17 protein-coding genes are annotated in these 19,438 nt (G+C 61.8%); 11 read left to right on the top strand and 6 right to left on the bottom strand.

All coding sequences use genetic code 11. From position 1 onward, the window contains the following. Positions 1-47 precede the first annotated feature (47 nt). Together L1073_RS03565 and L1073_RS03560 are read left to right on the top strand one after the other, a co-directional pair. Entirely contained in the window at positions 48-1,793 is a 1,746-nt protein-coding gene (locus L1073_RS03565) for an IlvD/Edd family dehydratase (protein ID WP_246896918.1), read from the top strand. A 186-nt stretch (positions 1,794-1,979) separates the two neighbouring features. After that, positions 1,980-3,788 (top strand): IlvD/Edd family dehydratase, encoded by a 1,809-nt coding sequence (locus L1073_RS03560; protein ID WP_246896916.1) that lies wholly within the window; start codon positions 1,980-1,982, stop codon positions 3,786-3,788. Between the two features lie 117 nt (positions 3,789-3,905). On the opposite strand, the gene L1073_RS03555 is transcribed toward L1073_RS03560, so the two are convergent. The 3 genes from L1073_RS03555 to L1073_RS03545 all read right to left on the bottom strand — a co-directional run bounded on the left by L1073_RS03555 (position 3,906) and on the right by L1073_RS03545 (position 7,611). After that, on the bottom strand, positions 3,906-4,721 hold the full coding sequence (locus tag L1073_RS03555) for a FadR/GntR family transcriptional regulator (RefSeq protein ID WP_246896914.1): 816 nt from the start codon (positions 4,719-4,721) through the stop codon (positions 3,906-3,908). A 166-nt stretch (positions 4,722-4,887) separates the two neighbouring features. Then, the gene (eat, locus tag L1073_RS03550; RefSeq protein ID WP_246896912.1) at positions 4,888-6,255 is read right to left on the bottom strand and encodes an ethanolamine permease; all 1,368 of its coding nucleotides are present in this window, start codon (positions 6,253-6,255) and stop codon (positions 4,888-4,890) included. Between the two features lie 45 nt (positions 6,256-6,300). Further along, positions 6,301-7,611, bottom strand: coding sequence for an aspartate aminotransferase family protein (locus L1073_RS03545; RefSeq protein WP_246896910.1), 1,311 nt, complete (start codon positions 7,609-7,611; stop codon positions 6,301-6,303). 223 nt (positions 7,612-7,834) lie between these two features. On the opposite strand from L1073_RS03545, the gene L1073_RS03540 reads away from it, so the two are divergent. Together L1073_RS03540 and qhpR are read left to right on the top strand one after the other, a co-directional pair. Next, on the top strand, positions 7,835-8,842 hold the full coding sequence (locus tag L1073_RS03540; protein ID WP_246896909.1) for a phosphotransferase enzyme family protein: 1,008 nt from the start codon (positions 7,835-7,837) through the stop codon (positions 8,840-8,842). A gap of 138 nt (positions 8,843-8,980) precedes the next feature. Next, on the top strand, positions 8,981-10,033 hold the full coding sequence (gene qhpR, locus L1073_RS03535) for an AraC-like transcriptional regulator QhpR (RefSeq protein ID WP_246896908.1): 1,053 nt from the start codon (positions 8,981-8,983) through the stop codon (positions 10,031-10,033). Between the two features lie 59 nt (positions 10,034-10,092). On the opposite strand, the gene argE is transcribed toward qhpR, so the two are convergent. Next, positions 10,093-11,247 (bottom strand): acetylornithine deacetylase, encoded by a 1,155-nt coding sequence (argE, locus tag L1073_RS03530; protein WP_246896907.1) that lies wholly within the window; start codon positions 11,245-11,247, stop codon positions 10,093-10,095. A 126-nt stretch (positions 11,248-11,373) separates the two neighbouring features. Here argE and wrbA point away from each other — a divergent pair, with 126 nt between their 5' ends. From wrbA to L1073_RS03495, 7 genes are all read left to right on the top strand, one after another. After that, on the top strand, positions 11,374-11,979 hold the full coding sequence (wrbA, locus tag L1073_RS03525) for an NAD(P)H:quinone oxidoreductase (RefSeq protein WP_246896906.1): 606 nt from the start codon (positions 11,374-11,376) through the stop codon (positions 11,977-11,979). Between the two features lie 130 nt (positions 11,980-12,109). Further along, entirely contained in the window at positions 12,110-12,391 is a 282-nt protein-coding gene (locus L1073_RS03520) for a type II toxin-antitoxin system RelE/ParE family toxin (protein ID WP_246896905.1), read from the top strand. Positions 12,392-12,405: 14 nt separating this feature from the next. Next, positions 12,406-12,720: a HigA family addiction module antitoxin gene (locus tag L1073_RS03515; RefSeq protein WP_246896904.1), complete on the top strand. Its 315-nt coding sequence runs from the start codon at positions 12,406-12,408 to the stop codon at positions 12,718-12,720. A gap of 278 nt (positions 12,721-12,998) precedes the next feature. Further along, entirely contained in the window at positions 12,999-13,376 is a 378-nt protein-coding gene (locus L1073_RS03510; RefSeq protein WP_246896903.1) for an SWIM zinc finger family protein, read from the top strand. 35 nt (positions 13,377-13,411) lie between these two features. Beyond that, positions 13,412-13,900, top strand: coding sequence for a hypothetical protein (locus L1073_RS03505; protein WP_246896902.1), 489 nt, complete (start codon positions 13,412-13,414; stop codon positions 13,898-13,900). A gap of 148 nt (positions 13,901-14,048) precedes the next feature. Continuing rightward, a complete protein-coding gene (locus tag L1073_RS03500) occupies positions 14,049-14,339 on the top strand; it encodes a nucleotidyltransferase family protein (protein WP_246896900.1) in 291 nt (96 codons plus the stop codon). Beyond that, positions 14,332-14,679 (top strand): HepT-like ribonuclease domain-containing protein, encoded by a 348-nt coding sequence (locus tag L1073_RS03495; protein ID WP_246896898.1) that lies wholly within the window; start codon positions 14,332-14,334, stop codon positions 14,677-14,679. The genes L1073_RS03500 and L1073_RS03495 overlap by 8 nt, the downstream gene beginning before the upstream one ends. 167 nt (positions 14,680-14,846) lie before the next feature. Here the strand turns inward: L1073_RS03495 and L1073_RS03490 are convergent, their stop codons facing one another. Beyond that, on the bottom strand, positions 14,847-18,152 hold the full coding sequence (locus L1073_RS03490) for an AAA family ATPase (protein WP_246896897.1): 3,306 nt from the start codon (positions 18,150-18,152) through the stop codon (positions 14,847-14,849). Continuing rightward, positions 18,149-19,408 (bottom strand): exonuclease SbcCD subunit D C-terminal domain-containing protein, encoded by a 1,260-nt coding sequence (locus tag L1073_RS03485; protein WP_246896896.1) that lies wholly within the window; start codon positions 19,406-19,408, stop codon positions 18,149-18,151. Before L1073_RS03485 ends, L1073_RS03490 begins: the two co-directional genes overlap by 4 nt. Between the last annotated feature and the right edge of the window lie 30 nt (positions 19,409-19,438).

Raw genomic sequence — 19,438 nt, 5'->3', positions numbered from 1 at the left:
TATGGTGTCAACAACGCTAATGCGAACGTCACCAAAAGGAGCCACGAATGAGTCAGTCCTCGCGTCGACTGCGCAGTGCCGAGTGGTTCGGCACTGCCGACAAGAACGGCTTCATGTATCGCAGTTGGATGAAGAATCAGGGTATCCCCGATCATGAGTTCCAGGGGAAGCCGATCATCGGTATCTGCAATACCTTTTCGGAACTTACGCCCTGCAACGCGCATTTCCGCAAGCTCGCCGAACACGTCAAGAAGGGCGTACTCGAGGCCGGCGGCTATCCGGTTGAGTTTCCGGTGTTCTCCAACGGTGAATCCAACCTGCGTCCTACGGCGATGTTTACCCGCAACCTGGCAAGCATGGATGTCGAGGAAGCGATTCGCGGTAATCCGCTCGATGCGGTGATTCTGCTGACCGGCTGTGACAAGACCACCCCGGCGCTGCTGATGGGCGCGGCGAGCTGCGATATTCCCACTCTCGTGGTTACCGGCGGCCCGATGCTCAACGGCAAGCACGAAGGCAAGGACATCGGCTCAGGCACCGTGGTGTGGAAGCTCTCCGAAGAAGTCAAAGCCGGCAAGATCTCGCTGCATGACTTTATGGCCGCCGAGGCGGGCATGTCGCGCTCTGCGGGCACCTGCAACACTATGGGGACCGCGTCGACCATGGCCTGCATGGCCGAATCGCTGGGCACCTCGCTACCCCACAACGCGGCGATTCCGGCGGTCGATTCGCGCCGCTACGTGCTGGCGCACCTCTCCGGTAACCGTATCGTCGAGATGGTCCACGAGGATCTCAAGCTTTCCAAGGTGCTCACCAAGCAAGCCTTCGAGAACGCCATTCGTACCAACGCGGCCATCGGCGGTTCGACCAATGCGGTCATTCACCTGCAGGCCATCGCCGGACGCATCGGCGTCGACTTGACGTTGGATGACTGGACGCGTATCGGCCGCGGTACGCCGACCATCGTCGACCTGCAGCCCTCGGGGCGCTACCTGATGGAAGAGTTCTACTACGCGGGCGGCTTGCCTGCTGTATTGCGGCGCCTCGGAGAGGCCGACCGGCTGCCGCACAAGGATGCTCTGACCATTAACAACAAGACGCTGTGGGAGAACGTGGAGGACGCGCCGCTCTATAACGACGCTGTGATTCGCCCACTCGATACGCCGTTGCGCGAAGATGGCGGCATGTGCGTGATGCGCGGCAACCTCGCGCCCAATGGCGCCGTCCTCAAGCCCTCCGCAGCGATGCCTGAGCTGATGACGCACCGTGGCCGCGCCGTGGTCTTCGAGAACTTCGATGACTACAAGGCGCGCATCAACGATCCCGATCTCGATGTCACCGCCGACGATATCCTGGTGATGAAAAACTGCGGGCCGCGCGGTTATCACGGCATGGCGGAGGTCGGCAATATGGGCCTGCCGGCCAAGCTGCTCGAGCAAGGCATCACCGACATGGTGCGTATTTCCGATGCACGCATGAGCGGCACCGCCTACGGCACCGTGGTGCTCCATGTGGCGCCGGAAGCCGCCGCCGGCGGACCGCTCGCCGCGGTCCATAATGGTGACATGATCGCCCTCGATGCCTACGCCGGTACGTTGCATCTGGAAGTCGACGACGCCGAGCTTGCCGCGCGCCTGGCGGAATCCGATCCCACCGCCGAGTCGACCCAGATCGCCAGCACCGGCGGCTATCGTCAGCTCTATATCGAGCATGTGCTGCAGGCCGATCAAGGCTGTGACTTCGACTTTCTGGTCGGGTGTCGCGGCGCCGAGGTGCCTCGTCACTCGCATTGAAGGCCGGACGCTGAAGCGGCCTCAGCATGAAAAACGCGAAGGCGGCCAAGCGGCCGCCTTCTTGCGTTGCGCCACCGCTCGGTGCATGCCAACAGAATATCTACGCCTATCGGAGTATGTTGAACATACTCGAAATATGTTTGACTTAAATAGGAGCCGATTGTTCTTTTGAGAGGAGATAACCTGATGTCCGCCGACAATCGCCGTATGACCCCCGAGCAACTGCGCTCGCGCTGGTGGTTCGACAATCCCGAGCATCCGGGGACCACCGCGCTGTGTATCGAGCGCTATATGAATTACGGCCTGACCCTGGAAGAACTCAAGAGCGGCAAGCCGATCATCGGCATCGCGCAGTCGGGCTCCGACTTGACGCCTTGCAATCGGCATCACATCGATCTGGTGAAACGCGTCAAGGACGGCATTCGTGCCGCGGGTGGCGTGCCGTTCGAGTTTCCCCTGCATCCCATCCATGAAAACGTGCGCCGACCGACGGCGGCGCTGGATCGCAACCTGGCGTATCTGGGCTTGGTGGAAGTCTTGCATGGTTATCCATTGGACGGCGTGGTGCTGACCACCGGCTGTGACAAGACCACGCCGGCTTGTCTGATGGCGGCTGCCACGGCGAATATTCCGGCGATCGTGCTCTCCGGCGGGCCGATGCTCAATGGCTGGCGTGGCACTCAGGAGCGCGTAGGCTCGGGCACCATCATCTGGGAGTTGCGCAAACGCCTCGCGGCGGGGGATATCGGCTACGAGGAATTCCTGTCTCGCGCCACCGATTCGGCGCCTTCCGTCGGCCACTGCAATACCATGGGCACCGCCTCGACGATGAATTCCATGGCCGAGGCGCTGGGCATGAGTCTGCCCGGCTCGGCGATGATCCCGGCGCCCTACAAGGAGCGCTCGATGGTCGCCTACCAGACCGGGACGCGCATCGTCGACATGGTGTGGGAAGACCTGCGTCCGCTGGATATCATCACCCGCGAGGCCTGCGAAAATGCCATCGTGGTGTGCTCGGCGCTGGGCGGGTCCTCGAATGCGCCGGTGCATATCAACGCCATCGCCCGTCATGCGGGGATCGAGCTGACCAATGACGACTGGCAGCGCCTCGGGCACGAAATTCCGTTGCTCGCCAACGTGATGCCGGCGGGAATCTATCTTTCCGAGGAGTTCCACCGGGCCGGTGGCGTGCCTGCGGTGCTCAGCGAACTGATCAAGGCCGGGCGTCTGCACGGCGATGTGCCGACGGTCAACGGCCAGACATTGGCGGAGAATACTGCCGGGCGTGAAACCCTGGATGAAGACATCATTCGCCGCTACGACAACCCGCTGGTGGAAGAAGCCGGGTTCATCAATCTCAAGGGCAACCTGTTCGACTCGGCGTTGATGAAGACCAGCGTGATCGCCAGCGACTTCCGCAAGCGCTTCCTGAGTCAGGCCGACGATCTGGATGCCTTCGAAGGCAAGGTGGCGGTATTCGATGGCTCCGAGGATTATCATGCGCGCATCGACGATCCGTCGCTCGAGATCGACGCGAATACCATTCTGATCATGCGCGGTGCCGGCCCGATCGGCCATCCGGGGAGCGCCGAGGTCGTCAACATGCAGCCGCCGGAGGCGCTGATCCGTCAAGGCATCGAGTCGCTGCCATGCATCGGTGACGGTCGTCAGTCGGGCACCTCGGGCTCGCCCTCGATCCTCAACGCGGCCCCCGAAGCGGCGGTCGGCGGCGGCCTGGCGCTGCTCGAAACGGGTGACCGGATTCGTATCGACCTCAAGCGTGGGGAGGCTAACTTGCTGGTCGATGACGCCGAGCTGGCGAAGCGCCGCGAGGCGCTGGAATCACGCGGCGGTTATATCTACCCGGTGGATCAGACGCCCTGGCAGGAGATTCAGCGCGGCATGGTCGAACAGCTCGACCGTGGCATGACGCTGGGTCCGGCCACCAAGTACCGTGACGTCGCCCGTCAGAGCCCACCCCGTGACAATCACTGAGCATTCATTACCCAGCACTCACTACTAAGTACTCACTATTAAGTACTTAGAGCCACCCAACCGGGCGTCGTCATGCGACGCCCGGTTTGCTTTGCGGGATACAGGATTGGGTGCGTGTCAGTTTTCGGACAACAGCTCGGCGCTATGCCCAAGCGGTGTGTCGGGGATTTCCAGTCCCAAGGCGCTGGCGGTGCCGGCGAGTACGGCCTGCGAGGCGCGAAAGGCATCGCGTGGCCGGCGTGCACGGATGTTTTCCATCAGCAATCGGTGGCGTTCCAGACTCTCCGCCGGGTCGCTGGCGCTGACGTTGGAGGTCTCGATCAACAGCAGTATCGAGGGGCGCAGAATGTGCGAGAGCTGTGACCAGACGATATTGTGCGTGGCCTTGAAGATCGCCACATGGAAGGCGATGTCATAGTCGCTATGCAGGCGGCCGCTGTTATGGGAATCGGGATCGTCTAGATCACTCCCCATGCCGTTGAAGGCTTCCTCGATGGCGACCAGGTCATGCGCCGTGGCGCGTTTGGCGGCGGTCATGGCGACGTAGGGTTCCACGTCGAGACGAAAGGCCAGGATCTCGCGCTGCACACCGGGATTGGGCGCAGCGTAGCGTGTCATCCACTCGGTGACCTGGGCATCGAGAATGTTCCACTCCGAGTACTCGCGGACCTTCGAGCCATGGCCGGAGATACGTTCGATGATCCCGGCATCGACCAGTTGTCGCAGGTCGCTGCGCACCGCCGAGCGATTGAGTACGAAACGTTCGCACAGATCGATCTCGCGAGGGACGAAGTCGCCTGGCTGATACTCGCCGGAGAAGATTTCCTGCGCCAGCGCCTCGGCGACACTGGGGCGTTTTCGGGATGGGGGTTGTTTGCTCTTCACGTGACATCGTTCCCAATCATTTTGTTCACGCTGGCATATGTAGAACATTCCGACAAGGCGCCGATGGTCGGTGCCGCGCACTGCGTGGCTGGTGATATTTGTTGAATACGCTGGTGCTAGCCCAAGATTTGCTGGCAGAGAATCGAAAGACAAATAGCGGGAGTGGCTTAGCCATGGAAGCTCCAATGTCCCGAGGCCTAAGCCATTGAGGAAATTAGGAGTGAGATTCTGCTGGCAACTTTTGCTCTGCCTCGCGACGTTGCCCCGGAGTCAGGCTAAAGTAGAGGTAGCCCAGCAGCATTAGGCCTACGAACATCACCGCGATCAAGGCGTTGAACCACAGCATGGCAACCAGACACACCAGCGCCATGATCAGAGCGATCATCGGTATCACTGGATAGCCCGGCGCGCGATACCAACGTTCCAGATCCGGCTCGATACGACGCAGCCGGAAAAGACTCAGCATACTCATCAGGTACATCACAATGGCACCGAACACTGCCATGGTGATCATCGCTGCGGTTAGACTCATGCCCTGCAGATCGATTTGGCCGTCGCTGAGAATCGCGGCGATGCCTATGACTCCGCCGGCAAGAATTGCACGGTGGGGGGTCTGGAAGCGCGACAGCTTAGCTAGCCCGACAGGGAGATAGCCGGCCCGTGCCAGCGCGAAGAACTGCCGGGAGTAGCCGAGAATGATACCGTGAAAGCTCGCTACCAGACCGAACAGGCCGATCCACACCAGCATGTGCATCCAATTGGAATCATTGCCTACCACTGTTTTCATCGCCTGAGGGAGCGGATCGTTGATACTCGAGAGCGTGCGCCAGTCGCCAACGCCGCCGGCCATTAGCATCACGCCGAAAGCCAGAATCACCAGCGTTATGATGCCGCTGATATAAGCCTTGGGAATCGTACGTCGCGGATCACGGGTCTCTTCGGCGGCCATTGCGGCACCTTCGATAGCGAGAAAGAACCAGATGGCGAAAGGGATGGCGGCGAAGATGCCGGAGAGCGCCTGGCTGCTGAATGCGTCGCTTCCTGCCCAGCCGTTGGCAGCGAAGTTGGCGAAGCTGAATCCCGGTGCGACGACGCCCATAAAGACCAGTAGCTCGAATACCGCCAGGGCGGTGACCAGTAGCTCGAACATCGCCGCCAGTTTGACGCCGAGGATATTGAGCGTCATGAACACGACATAGGCGCCGATGGCGGCGACCCTGGGATCGAGGGTCGGGTACTGGACGTTGAGATAGGCGCCGATGGCCATAGCAATCGCCGGTGGCGCGAATACGAACTCGATCAGCGTCGCCATACCAGCGATCATTCCGCCGATCTCGCCGAAGGCGCGGCGGCTGAAGGCGAAGGGCCCGCCAGCGTGCGGAATGGCGGTGGTCAGCTCGGTGTAGCTGAAGATGAAGCAGGTATACATGGCGGCGATCATCAGCGTGGTCACTAGAAAACCCAGGGTGCCGGCGACACCCCAGCCGTAGCTCCAGCCGAAGTACTCGCCTGAGATGACCAGGCCCACGGCAATGCCCCATAGCTGAATGGGGCCCAATGTCGGTTTCAGTGTTGTTGTCATGATGTTCTCCAACGATAAATGACGCGTTGCGCGAAACGGCCAGGGTCAATGGCGCGACAGCACCTTCTCCAGCCCCTCGACCAGCAACCGGCTGTGCACCTCGGTGAACACCAGCGGCGGACGAATCTTGAGAACGTTCGAGTGCGGGCCGGAGGCGCCGATCAGGATGCCTTCGTCGCGCAGGTCGTTGACGACTCTCAACGCGGTTTCTGGATCTGGCTGACCTTCGGGAGTGACGAAGTCGACGCTGGCATAGAGTCCGACGCCGCGTACGCTGCCGATGGCGGGGTGGCGGGTTGCCAGTTCGACGATCCCATCGACGATCACCTTGCCTGCGCGTTGGATAGACGGCAGCAGGTTTTCGCGTTCGATGACCTCGAGTACCGCAAGTCCCACGGCGGCGGAGACGGTGTTGCCAGCGAAGGTATTGAAATAGCTCGACTCGCTGCCGAAGCGTTCGAGGATGTGCGGCTTGACCACGGTCGCCGCCATAGGGTGGCCGTTGCCCATGGGTTTGCCGAGGGTGACCAGATCCGGCACCAGGCCATGACGCTGAAAACCCCACATGTGCTCGCCGCTACGACCGTAGCCGGGTTGTACCTCGTCGGCGATATAGAGACCGCCGGCTTCGCGAATGACATCGACAGCCTCCTGAAGGAAGCCGGGAGGATCGAAGAAGCCGCCGTCGCTGGTAAAGAAGGTGTCGATCAGCAGCGCCGCCGGCTTGATGCCATGCCGTCGCATGTCGGTGATCGCCGCTCTGACATCGGCGGCGAAGCGCTTGCCTACCGTCTCCGGATTGATGGGGTCATGGACGGGTGCGGGGATGGCGCGGGCGTCGCGGTCCAGCTTGACATAGGGGCCCATCGACGCGGAGAGGGCGGCGATCGATTTCGTCATGCCGTGATAGCTGTAGTCGGTGACGATCACGCCGGTGCCGCCGGTGTAATCCTCGGCGATTCGCAGTGCCAGATCGTTGGCTTCGCTGCCGGTACAGGTGAACATCACCTGGCTCAGCGCGCTCGGCATGGTTCCGATTAGCTTCTCGGCGAAATCCAGCACGTTGTCGTGGAGGTAACGGGTGTGGGTGTTGAGCTCACTTGCCTGACGTGTGAGTGCCTCGAGCACGTGGGGATGGCAGTGGCCCACCGAAGGCACGTTATTGTAGACATCGAGATAATGGCGACCCTCAGCATCGAAAACCCAGACTCCATCGCCACGCACCAGATGAAGCGGATCCTTGTAAAAGAGCTGGTAGGCCGGTCCAAGAAGGCGCCGGCGGCGCTCGATCATGTCGCGCTTTTCCACGCTTAGCGAGTCGCTGGCACTGGCATCGAAGGCGTTGGTCTTCAGCATGATTTATCTCCTTGGCAGCTGGCGAGGTGGTGTGGATCGATGATGCTTTGCGTCGTCGGTAAAAACTTGACCCGAGCACGGCGCCGGCTGTGTCGTTGGGTCAAGATCGCGGTGTTTTGATCAAGGCTGTCGTCACGGGTCAAATCTCTGCGCTGCAAGGTCAAGCCGAGCCGGCGTGACAATCTCATGCTGTGAACATACTCACCGCTCAAGGAGTCTGCTCATGGCTGCCATCCAAGCCGATTCGCTGGACAACGCTGCTCTCTACCGTCTTGCCGACGCCGCTGTCGCGCGCTATCCGGCTGACTATCAGGGAGAGTTGGGCCTGCTTTGCCGCTCGGAAAACGCGACCTTTGAACTGCGCGATAGGCAAGGCAGGCGCTATGCGCTGCGTCTGCATCGTGGTGGTTACCATCAACATCGGGATATCGTCAGCGAGCTCGAGTGGTTGGCGGCGCTGCGCGAGACCGGGCTCGAGGTGCCCGAGCCGATCACTGCCGACAATGGTGAAACCGTGCTGACGTTGCCACTGGGCGAGGATGAATCGCGTCATGCGGTGCTGTTCCATTGGATCGACGGTGACATGCCAACCAATGCGGTCGATCCCCGCGCCTTTCGCCGTCTCGGCGAGATGACTGCGCATTTACACCGGCATAGCCGGACGTGGCAGCCGCCCGATGGCTTCCAGCGCATCATCTGGAATCACCAGACCATGGTGGGCGAGCAAGGGCACTGGGGGCGCTGGCAGGATGCGCCCAACCTTGATCCCCGAGATTGGCCGGTGATCGAAGCCGCGCTGGCGCGGATTGCCGGGGAACTTGAGGGTTACGGGCAATCGCCGGATCGCTACGGTTTGATTCATGCGGATTTGCGCCTGACCAACCTGCTACTTGAGGGTGACAAAACCAAAGTGATCGACTTCGACGACTGCGGGCTGGGTTGGTACATGCACGACCTGGCGGCCGCGCTGAGCTTCGAGGAGCATCATCCCCGTGCGGCGGCGTGGGTTGATCACTGGCTTGCCGGTTATCGGCAGATAGCGGGGTTGGAGCAGGCCGATCTGGACATCATCCCGACGATGATCGCCCAGCGGCGGATTCAACTGCTGGCGTGGGTGGGTTCCCATGCTCAGACCCGGCAGGCCGAAGAGCTAGGGCCTGACTGGGCCGCGCAATCGGTGCGGCTGATACGGCGCTACCTGGATGGCAAGCTACCGGTCGGCGACGAGTGAACCGGAAGGGTGCATGATGCACCGGGGATGTGCGCTTGAAATCGTGAAGAGATTGGCCAAAGCGGTCGTGACGCGCATCAGTAGCTGGTACAGAAATTGCTGATCCAATAATAAGTTCCACTGCAGCAGGTAACGGTCATGGATCTTTCTCTTTTGCAAGATCAAGGCGCGACAGGAGTCGGTGAGGGCAATCTTGGCGTGCTTTCGGCGGCTGCCAGTGGCCTTTGTGACTTCATCGGCCACTACGGGGGAGACGCCGATCGCGTACTCGGCAGCAGCGGCATCGATCCCGAGCGATTGGCTAAGCCTACGCTCAGCCTCAACCTTGGCAACTACTGCGAGGTGATGGAGAACGCGGCGCGGGATTCACGGTGTGATAATTTCGGGCTTTATTACGGTCAGCAGTTCAGGCCGCAGGCGCTGGGATTGATCGGTTATATCGGACTGTGTTCGGCGACCTTGGGTCAGGCGCTGCATAACTGGGTGGCGGCGTTCCCCTATCATCAGCACGACACCCTGATCCGACTGGTGGAGAACGACGACTGCTGGCGGCTCGACTACCAGGTCCGACACGGCCGCATTCTCTGCCGGCGGCAGGATGCCGAGCTGACCATGGGCATGGCACTCAATCTGATCCGACATGGGGCTGGCAGCCAATGGTCGCCCCGCGCAGTGTTGTTCGAGCATCCCCGCCCCGAACAGTGGCACGATCACTGCAAAGCGTTTGACGCGCAGGTCTATTTCGACCAGCCGGTCAATTCGATGCTGATTCCCAAGCGCGATCTGGATCGGCCGATGCCGGATAGCGACCCGCTGCTGCTGACGGTGATTCAGGACGCGATCCGGCGTCTGGATGGCCAGCGGGTACTTCAGAGCCTGATCGAGCGGACCCGCGATCAGGTACGTCAGACCTTGTCGTTAGGTGAGCCGACGCTGGAAACGATCGCCTATCGGCTCGATCTCTCCAGTTGGTCGCTGCAGCGACGTCTCCATCGAGACGGGCTCAGCTTCAGCCAGATTGTGGATGGGATACGTCAGGAGATGGCGGCTCACTATCTTCGACAGCCACACCTGAGTATCTCTGAGATGGCCTTGCTGCTGGGCTTTTCAGAGGTGAGCGCATTTTCGCGGGCATTTCGGCGCTGGCACGGCGTGAGCCCGCGCCAGTGGCGCCACCAGCAGTCGAATTGACTTGTCATGCTACTACTGGTGGATTTTCCCAGTTACTCTTATCGACGCAAAAGCTGAAGTCACTGAGCCAGACGCTGCCCGAGCTTAGCCATGAAGGCATCGGCGGCGTCGAGTTGAGCGATCTCCAGGTATTCGTCGGGCTGATGCGCCTGGGCGATGCTGCCAGGGCCGCAGATGACGGTGGACAGGCCGGCATGCTGGAATTGGCCCGCTTCGGTGGCATAGGCTACGGCTTCGTTGTCGGCGTCGCCCAGCAGTGCGTGGCAGAGTTCGAGCGCCGTCTGGTTGTCGCGGTCGGCCAGGGCGGGCACGGTCTCGGTCAGGTGCTGAGTATGAATGTCGATCTGGGGTGCGCGTGGGCGCAATTCGTTCATCAGCGTCTCGGCGTAGTGCTGCAGGCGTTCGAACAAGGCCTCGAAGCCATCCGTCGGCAGGTGGCGGATCTCCCAGTCGAAATGGCACTCGCGGGCCATGATGTTGATCGCCGTGCCACCCTGAATCTTGCCTACGTGCAGGCTGGAGTGGGGCACATTGAAGAGCGGATCGACACGGCCCTCCGCGACCAGCTCCGACATGATGTCCTCGATGCGCGTCACCAGGCGGGCCGCTACATGCACGGCGGAGACGCCCTGTCGCACCTGACTGGAATGCGCTTCGCGGCCGGTCACCGTGGTGCGCAGGTTGGTGATGCCTTTCTGGGCCACCACCGGCGCCATCAGGGTGGGCTCGCCGACGATCACCGCCGCCGGGGTCGGTGCATCGGCCATCAGACGCTCGATCAAACGCGGCGCGCCCAGGCAGCCGACTTCCTCGTCGTAGGAAAACGCCAGGTAGATGGGGCGCTGCAGGTCGAGTGCTTGCCATTGCGGTACCTGCGCCAACGCGCTGGCGATAAAGCCTTTCATGTCGCAGCTACCGCGTCCGTAGAGGCGGCCATCGCCCTTGTCGGTCAGCGTGAAAGGATCGCTGCTCCACGGTTGGCCGTCCACCGGCACCACATCGGTATGCCCGGACAGGACCACGCCACCCGCCACCTCGGGACCGATGCGGGCCAGCAAGTTGGCCTTGCTGCCGTCATCGTTGGTAATGCGGGTACATGGTACGTCGTGTTCGGCAAGATAGGATTCGATGAAGGCGATCAATTCCAGGTTGGAATGTCGCGACACGGTGTCGAAGCCAATCAAGCGTTCGAGCAGGGCAGTGGTGTTGGACATGACAGCCTCCCAGCGGGATGTTTTACGCCAGCCTAGCACGCTGATGTCACGGGGCGTCACTTTGACGGCAGCGCGAGCGTGCGTCATCTTGAGAACGTCCATACATCCAGTCAGGAGAGCACTCACGTGAGCAAGATTCTCGTCATTTATTACTCCAGTTACGGGCATGTCGAAACGCTGGCCAATGCCGTCGCCGAAGGCGCGCGCAGTGTTGCCGGTACCCAGGTGGATCTGTACCGCGTGGCCGAACTCGTGCCCGCCGATGTCGCCGAAAAATCCGGCTATAAGGAAGACAGCACCGCCGCCGTGCTGGAGGACCCCAGCATTTTGGCCGAGTATGACGCGATTCTCGTCGGCACGCCCACGCGTTTCGGCAACATGGCCTCGCAGATGCGCAATTTCTGGGACAAGACGGGCGGCCTCTGGGCCCAGGGCAAGCTGATCGGCAAGCTGGGCGGCGCCTTCACCTCCACTGCCAGCCAGCATGGCGGGCAGGAAACCACCCTGACCTCGATTCACACCACCTTGCTTCACCACGGTATGGCGATCGTCGGCGTCCCGTATTCCTGCGCGGCGCTGAGCGAGCTCGAGGAAGTCTCCGGCGGCACGCCCTACGGTGCAACGACCATCGCCGGTGGCGACGGCAGCCGCCAACCCAGCGAAAACGAGCTGACTATCGCCCGCTTCCAGGGCCAGCACACTGCTGAAATGGCCGCTAAATTCGCCGGTTGAGCACTACGACGTAGCCAACAACGTCATGCTAAACGCCGTGCCTTCGGGCGCGGCGTTTTGCTGTCAGGGATATGGATACGAAACGCGATGTTTGTTGACAAGCGTCACGTGACAAAATACATTTCGGTGTATGATCAAAACCTTCGCAGATAAACGTACCCAAGAGCTTTATTCCAGAGGGAGGTCAAAGAAGTTCCCCTCGGATGTAGCTTCAAGAGCTTCCCGGAAGCTGGAATACGTAAATCTGGCGGAGCAACTAGATGATTTGAAAGTGCCGCCTGGCAACCGTCTCCATTCACTTTCTGGGGATAGGCAGGGTCAGTACGCGATTTCAATCAATGCTCAATGGCGTATCTGCTTCTATTTTGAAGATGGTGACGCATACGATGTTGAGGTATGTGATTACCACTGAGTGAGGTCATAACTATGGCTATTTCTAACACCGACGGAATGCGACGCAAGCCGACGCATCCTGGCGAAATGCTGAGGGAGGACTTTGTCCCGGACTATGGCTTGACCGTTGCGGGGTTGGCCGAATTGCTGGGCGTGTCTCGCCAATCTGTCAATGAGCTGTTACGTGAAAGACGTTCTGTCAGCCCTGAAATGGCGCTTAGGCTTGGTCGCTTGTTTGGCAACTCTCCGGAGTTTTGGCTGAATGCGCAGCGAGCCATTGATTTATGGACGGCCGCACGATCGGTCAAGGACGAGGTCGCCCGCATCAAGCCATTGAACTCAGCATGAACGTCTCAGCTTACCTTGAACGCTATCAGGAATCAGGCACCCGCAAACAGAGTAAGGTGCATGCAAGGGCTCAATGATAATCCATCAGAAGCGAGCCGATATGTTCACGCCATCGCCACTTCGCTTTTATATGTGCACGAAGCGCCATTTTTTCGACACGTCGTCGAAACATGTCGATGGCATCGACATATTGTAGAAACATTCAAAGGTAGGGTATACGGCCATCTTCTCGAAGACGAGCGAGTGGTGAGAGTTCCCCGCGTGTGGAGCCATTACGAATGACGCAACACGATGAGGTGGCACTTCTGACCGATCGTCAGCTCAGCGTACTGGCGGGCGAGGCGGCGTTTGGCCGAGGGCTGGATTATTACCGCCAGGGCATGGTGGTCGGCTGGAACAAGCAGGGCGCTACCATCACTGCTGATGTAGAGGGGAGCGAGCGTTATACCGTGACGTTGAAACTGAACAAGCGTGGTCTTGATGGTGGTTGCGATTGCCCAGCCTCTGAAGGCATCGACTTCTGCAAGCATTGCGTGGCGGTCGCCTTGACGTACCGGGCGGAGCAGGCCGAGCAAGCGCGTCTCGCGGAGGTGCGCACTGAATTCAAGCAAAAACGCAACTTCATCAAGTGGTTGAATGAAGCGTTCTCAGCTTGAGCCTACCCAAGGCTTCTATCACCACAAGGAGAAATATGCCCAGTTTCCAGACTCGTTCGTTGTGCGAAGCGCTGTTGGGTGTCGCGGGGATTTGGCTTCTGGTCAGGACGCTTTCGAGTTATGCCATGTCTCTCTATATAACCTGGTCCAGCTTGTCGGTGGCTCAAGAGCCGGGGACACCGAACATGCTTGCCATACAGGGCGTGCATTTTCTCGTCAGTCTACTCTTGGGAGCGGTGCTTATCCTGGCGCGCAAGCCGATCAGTCGATGGTTAACACCGCAAGAGGCCGACGTCTCTGCTTCGTCGGCGACTCTGATAGCCGTGGGTGCTGCCTTGATTGGCATCGGTTATCTGGCGGCGGGTCTGGTCACGCTGGGAACGCATTATGCGCGACTGGAAACAGTGGGCGCCGCCAGTCCAGACAGCCTCTGGCGCGGTGGTTTTTCCGTGGCAATCGGAATCATGCTGTTTGTCAGTTCCGTCGGCATTGGCCGCCTCTGGTTGCGGCTTCGGGCGTTATGACTCTATGCCGGCAGGGCCGAGGACCGAGCGAGATGGAGGACAATGGGGTTCCTGGCAGTCGTTGATGCGGAAGTGCCGGGTGCTATGCTAAGCGCACATGAGGCAAAGGGTGCAGTGAGTCCGTTGCTGCCTGACGTGGAGGTAAAAGATGAACAAACAGCAAACGCTGTCGTTACTGAAGCAGCATCTGCCTGCCATGGTCCATCAATTCGGTGTTCGGGATCTCGCACTCTTCGGCTCCATGGCGCGCGATGAGGCGGAAGAGCGCAGTGACGTCGATATCCTGGTGAGCTTTGAGGGCCCGGCAACGGCAGATCGCTACTTCGGGGTGCAATTCTATTTGGAAGATCTCTTGGGGCGTCCGGTGGATTTGGTGACCGATAAGGCTTTGCGTCCCGAGATCCGGCCTTTCATCGAGCGCGAGGCCATGCATGTCTGAAAATAGACCGCAACGAGAGTGGCGTTTCTACATCGATGACATGATCGGCTTCTCCGAGAAAGTGCTTGCTTACACTGATGGGCTGGATCAAGAAGGCTTCATCACCCACGACCTCACATATGATGCCACCCTCCGCAATCTGGAATTGATTGGTGAGGCAGCTACCCGCATTCCAGATGATATACGTGCCGCTCACCCAGAGATTCCATGGCGTCTGATTATCGCCACGCGGAATCGTCTCATCCATGCCTATCTCGGGATTGATCACGATACTGTCTGGAGCATCATTCAGACGCATATCCCGGAGCTTCGCGAACAACTCGAGATTCTAAGGCACTGACTCGCCGGTGAAATTGGAGTGTAAAGAGCGAGCTGATGGGTACAGCTACCAAGAGCCGCTGGCCGCCTCTGGTTGAGGCTTCGGGCGTTATGATGCTGCGCCGAGGAGGGCGGAGGCGGCCGTCCTGTATTTCCTAGAAGCTCATATTTCCTAGAGGCTCATATTCACTAGGTACTCACCAATCTCGCTCGACTCGTCCCATTACCCAGCGGTTCGACTTGGATCTGTACCGGGATGCGTTCGTGCATTTCCTGTACGTGGGAGATCACGCCGACGCGACGGCCCAGCGCTTGCAGGCCGTCCAGGGCGTCCATGGCGAGCGCCAGGGATTGCGGGTCGAGGCTGCCGAAGCCTTCGTCGATGAACAGCGATTCGATGACGAGTTCGCCGGAGGCCATTGAAGCGAGCCCCAGCGCCAGCGCCAGCGAGACGAGGAAGGTTTCGCCGCCGGAAAGCGAATGCACCGAGCGGCACTCGTCGCCCATGTCGCGGTCCTCCACCAGCAGGCCCAGCTCGCTGCCGCCACGAATCAGCGTGTAACGGCGACTCAGCCCCGTCAGATGCGCGTTGGCGTGTTCCAGCAGTTGCTCAAGGTTGTAGGTCTGCGCGATGCGCCGGAAGACCTTGCCGTCGGCGGAGCCGATCAGTTCGCTGATGCGACCCCAGCGTCGGTACTCGGCGCGCGCGGCATCGAGTTCGGCTTGCCCTTCGCGTTGGCGCTGACGCTTGCGGTCATCGTCTCGCAGGGCGTGCAGGGCGTCGTCGCGGCGTGCCTGGGCGTCATCGTGCTGAGGCGTCAGGGCGTCACGCGCGGTGTCTAACGCCTCTCGGCGCTGGTCGATCCGGGCGTCGACCGTCTCGCTCAAGAGGGCGTCCGGGTTGGCGTCGTGCTCGGTCAACGCCTGCTCACGGCGATGCGTGATGAGGGCCTGGCGGCGCTCGGCGAGGGCGGCAGCGGTCTGCTGGCGGGTCTGCTCGGCCTGGGTCAATTCCCGTTCTCGTGATTCGGCGTCGTCATCGCTTTCGGCGAGTAGCCGCTGCAGCGTGGCATCGTCCAGCTCGGGATGTGCTTGGCGCCAGGCCTCCAGCTCACGGTTAAGGGTGTCGATTTCCTGCTTGAGCCGGGCGAGTTGCTCGGCCTCGTAGTGCGATTGCTGGGCAAGCCGCTGGGTTTCCCGCTCACTGTCATGGCATTGGGCGAGCGCCGTATCCCGGGCTTGGCGCGCGGTGGCCTGGCGCGTATCGAGGTACTGCTGCCAGGCATCCGGCGAGGCATGCTCGCCGAGCAGGGCCTTGAGCCGGGTGGCAATATCGTCGCGCTCGCGGCGTAGCGGAGGCAGACGCGCATCGAGTTCTTCAAGTTCCTTGTCGAGGCTGATGCGCTGGGCGTCGAGCTGCGCCAGTGTCAGCTCGCTCTGGCGCAATGCCTCGTCGAGCGGTGCCAGCTCGGCCTCGGCGCGGGCAAGGGCTTGAAGCGTCTCTGCGTGTTGTGCGCGCTGGGCGTCGCTTGTCTGGTGTTGCTCGGTCAGCCAGGCGTCGCGCCGCTCGTGATCGATGGTAGACAGCTCGGCATACAGCGGATGCTCGTCGAGTACCTGGTACGCCTCCTGACGGCGCTTGTCGGCATCCGCAGCGTCCTGGCGTTGCTGCGTGAGCGAGGCGTCAAGCGCCCGGTACTGGCCCAGCAGTTCGTCGCGCTGTTGCTGGGCGTGGTCGCGCTGCTGCTGGGCGTCCGTCAACTGGCGGTCTTCTTCCGCCTGCTGGGCGGCAAGCTGGGCGGCTTCGGGCGTCTGTGGCGGCTGGTGGCGCCAGGGATGCTCGAGACCGCCGCACACCGGGCAGGGCTGGCCTTCCTCGAGGGCCTCGCGCAACTGCGTGACACTCTCGCTGCGCACCGCGCGGCCGCGTTCGACGAATTCCAGCACGCTGCGATAGTGGCGCTCGTACTCATCGAGGCGCTGGCGCGCGGCCTGGCCTTGGGTGATCAATGCCTCGAGTTGCTTGGCGTCCTGCGTCAGGCGCTCATTGAGTGTGCGCTGGGTGTGGTCGGCGCGCCGGGCGCTTTGCCAGCGACTTTGCAACTCGCTGAGTGCCAGATGACGCTGCGCGGCGTGATCATGCGCGCGCTGAACGGCCTGGCGGGCGTCTTCCACGCGGGTGTGCTCGCCCATCAGTTGATGCAGGGTAGCCTGCCAGTCATCGCGCTGTCGACGTTGGCGTTGCTGTGTCTCGTGGGCCTCCTGGCGGCGTTTGGTCAGTGCTTGCGCGTCGCGGCGATGCGCGGCGTGCGTTTTGTCGAGCTCGGCTAACTGATGCTCGCGGGTCGCCAGTTGCTGTGCCTGCTCGCGGGCCTGGTGCAGTTGAGGCTCGGCCGTGCGGCGTGCGGTATCGGCATCCTGGAGAGCCTGTTCGGCCGTCGCATGTGATTGTTTGGCCTGCTGCTGTGTGGTCTCGGCCTGCGCCAGGGCCTTGCGCGTGTCGGCATGAGTCGTCTCGAGACGTGTGATCTCGCCGGGCAGTTCGGCCTGGCGTGTCAGACGGTGACGTTGAGGTGCGATCAGGCGCTGCCAGTCACGGTCGGCGCGGGCCGGGGCCAGTGTCTGCCAATGCGTCTCGGCAGCGCGGTGCTCGCGCTGCCCCTGGGTATGAGCGTCACGCAGTTTGGCGTCCGTGGCGTGCCACTGTGCCTGTGTCTCCAGGCGCTTGGCATGGCGTTGTACGGTGTCGAGCTCGGTTTGGGCGGTCTCGGCGGTCTTTTCGAGCGCTGCGCGAGCCTCGGCCTCGGCGGGCAGGTCGTCGGCGAGCTTGGCATCCAGCGCGTCGACGGCTTTCTTGGCCTGACTGGCGCGGCGATAGGCGGCGACCGAGATCTCGGAGTACTCGGCGGTGCCGGTGAGGCGCTCGAGCAGGTCGCTGCGCTCGTTGTCGTCGGCCTTGAGAAAGGCGGCGAATTCGCTCTGGGCCAGCAGCACGGCGCGAGTGAATTGCTCGAAGCTGAGGCCCAGGCGCTCGGGCAGCAGGCGGTCGAACTCGCGCTTCTGTGTGGTCAGCAGGCGGTCGCTATCCAGATCGGTGAGCGACTGCTCGATTTTCTGCAATTTGCCATCGGCTTTCTCGCGGGCACGACGCACGGCCCAGCGAGCGCGATAGCGGCGGCCGTCGCGACCCAGGAAGTCGACCTCGGCATGGCCGCTGGCGGTGCCTCGGCGAAGTAGAGTTCGCGGGTCGGCGGTATTGAGCGTGGCGTCGCCCACGTCGGGCAGCGGGGCGTTCTGACCGGGGGCCTGGCGCAACCGGGGCGTGCTGCCGTAGAGCGCCAGACACAAGGCATCGAGCAGCGTGCTCTTGCCGGCGCCGGTGGGGCCGGTAATGGCGAACAGGCCGGCTTCGGCGAGCGGCGCGGTGGTGAAGTCGAGTTCCAGCGGGCCGGGGATCGAGGCCAGGTTGGCCAGGCGCAGGGCGAGGATCTTCATGTCGGTGTCTCCTCGTCGTCGAGCACGTCCTGACGTAGCCGGTCAAAGTCGGCGAGCACATCGGTGGAGGGCGGCTCGCCCCAGCGCGCTTGCCAGGTACGCTCGAACAGCTTGCGCGGACCGAGCGCCGCCAGGTCGATGCGGGCGGGTGCGTCCTCGGCGGCGACTCTCGGCAAGCGACGCTCCAGGCGCAGCAGACGCAGTGTCTTGCCGTCGAGCGCCGTGTCCACCCGGGCGCGCAGATCGGGCATCGGGGCGTCGAGTTCGACGCGTATCTCGAGCCAGGGCCAGCGCTCGCGTGGTAGTTCGGGCGTATCTTCCAGGGCATCCAGCTCGGCAAGCACGTCGTCGAGTGGTGCCGGGCCGAGGCGGTGCATGGCCACCGGACGCGGGACCGCCAGGCTCTCGACATCGCACAAGGCGGCGCCGTCGAGCGTGACTTCGACGACCTGATGGGGATAGGCCACCTCGCTGAAGTCCAGCGGCAACGGACTACCGCTGTAACGGATGCGCTCTTCGCCGACCTGCTGGGCGCGATGCAGGTGGCCCAGTGCGACATAGGCGATGTCGGCGGGGAACAACGAGGCCGGGATCGATTCCTCGCCGCCGATGACGATGGGCCGCTCGCTGGCCTCGGAGACCGCAGCGCCGTGCAGATGGGCGTGACTCATGGCGATCAGCGCCTGGCCGGGGACGCGATGCTTGCGTGCGGCGTCGATGAGCTGTTGGTGAACGCGCGTGATGCCCGCGACATAGCTATTGGGCGAGGCGTCGTCGGTCTTGTCGCTGCTCAGCGCGGTATTGCCGGTGACCTCGGCGGGCCGCAGGAAGGGCAGCGCCAGGCACCAGGCGCGAACCGCGCCGTCGGTATCGGTCAGCGGTACCAGCAGGCGCTCGGCGTCGAGTCGTCCGTCGTCGAGCCAGCTCACACGGCCCAGGGCGTGGGTGTTGAGGCGCTGCATCAGCGGCGCGGGCAACTCGATACGGTTGCCGCTGTCGTGGTTGCCGGCGATCATGACGATATTCAGTTGCGGCAAACGTTGATGCGCTTCGACGATGAAGTCGTAGAGCATCTCCTGGGCGCGCAGCGAGGGATTGACGACATCGAAGATATCGCCTGCGATGAGCAAGGCGTCCGGGTGGCGCGTTTCGAGGGCCGCCAACAGCCAGTCGAGAAACGCGCGTTGCTCGGCATGACGCTCCTGGCCATGGAAAGTCTGGCCGAGATGCCAGTCCGCTGTGTGGATGAGTTTCACGCAGATCTCCTTTACTGGAGTGCCAGTCTA

Source organism: Chromohalobacter nigrandesensis (assembly GCF_023061285.1).
GTDB classification, from domain to species: Bacteria; Pseudomonadota; Gammaproteobacteria; order Pseudomonadales; family Halomonadaceae; genus Chromohalobacter; species Chromohalobacter nigrandesensis.
Note: the sequence above shows the minus strand (reverse complement) of the source record. Positions and strands in the feature narration are given on the sequence as shown.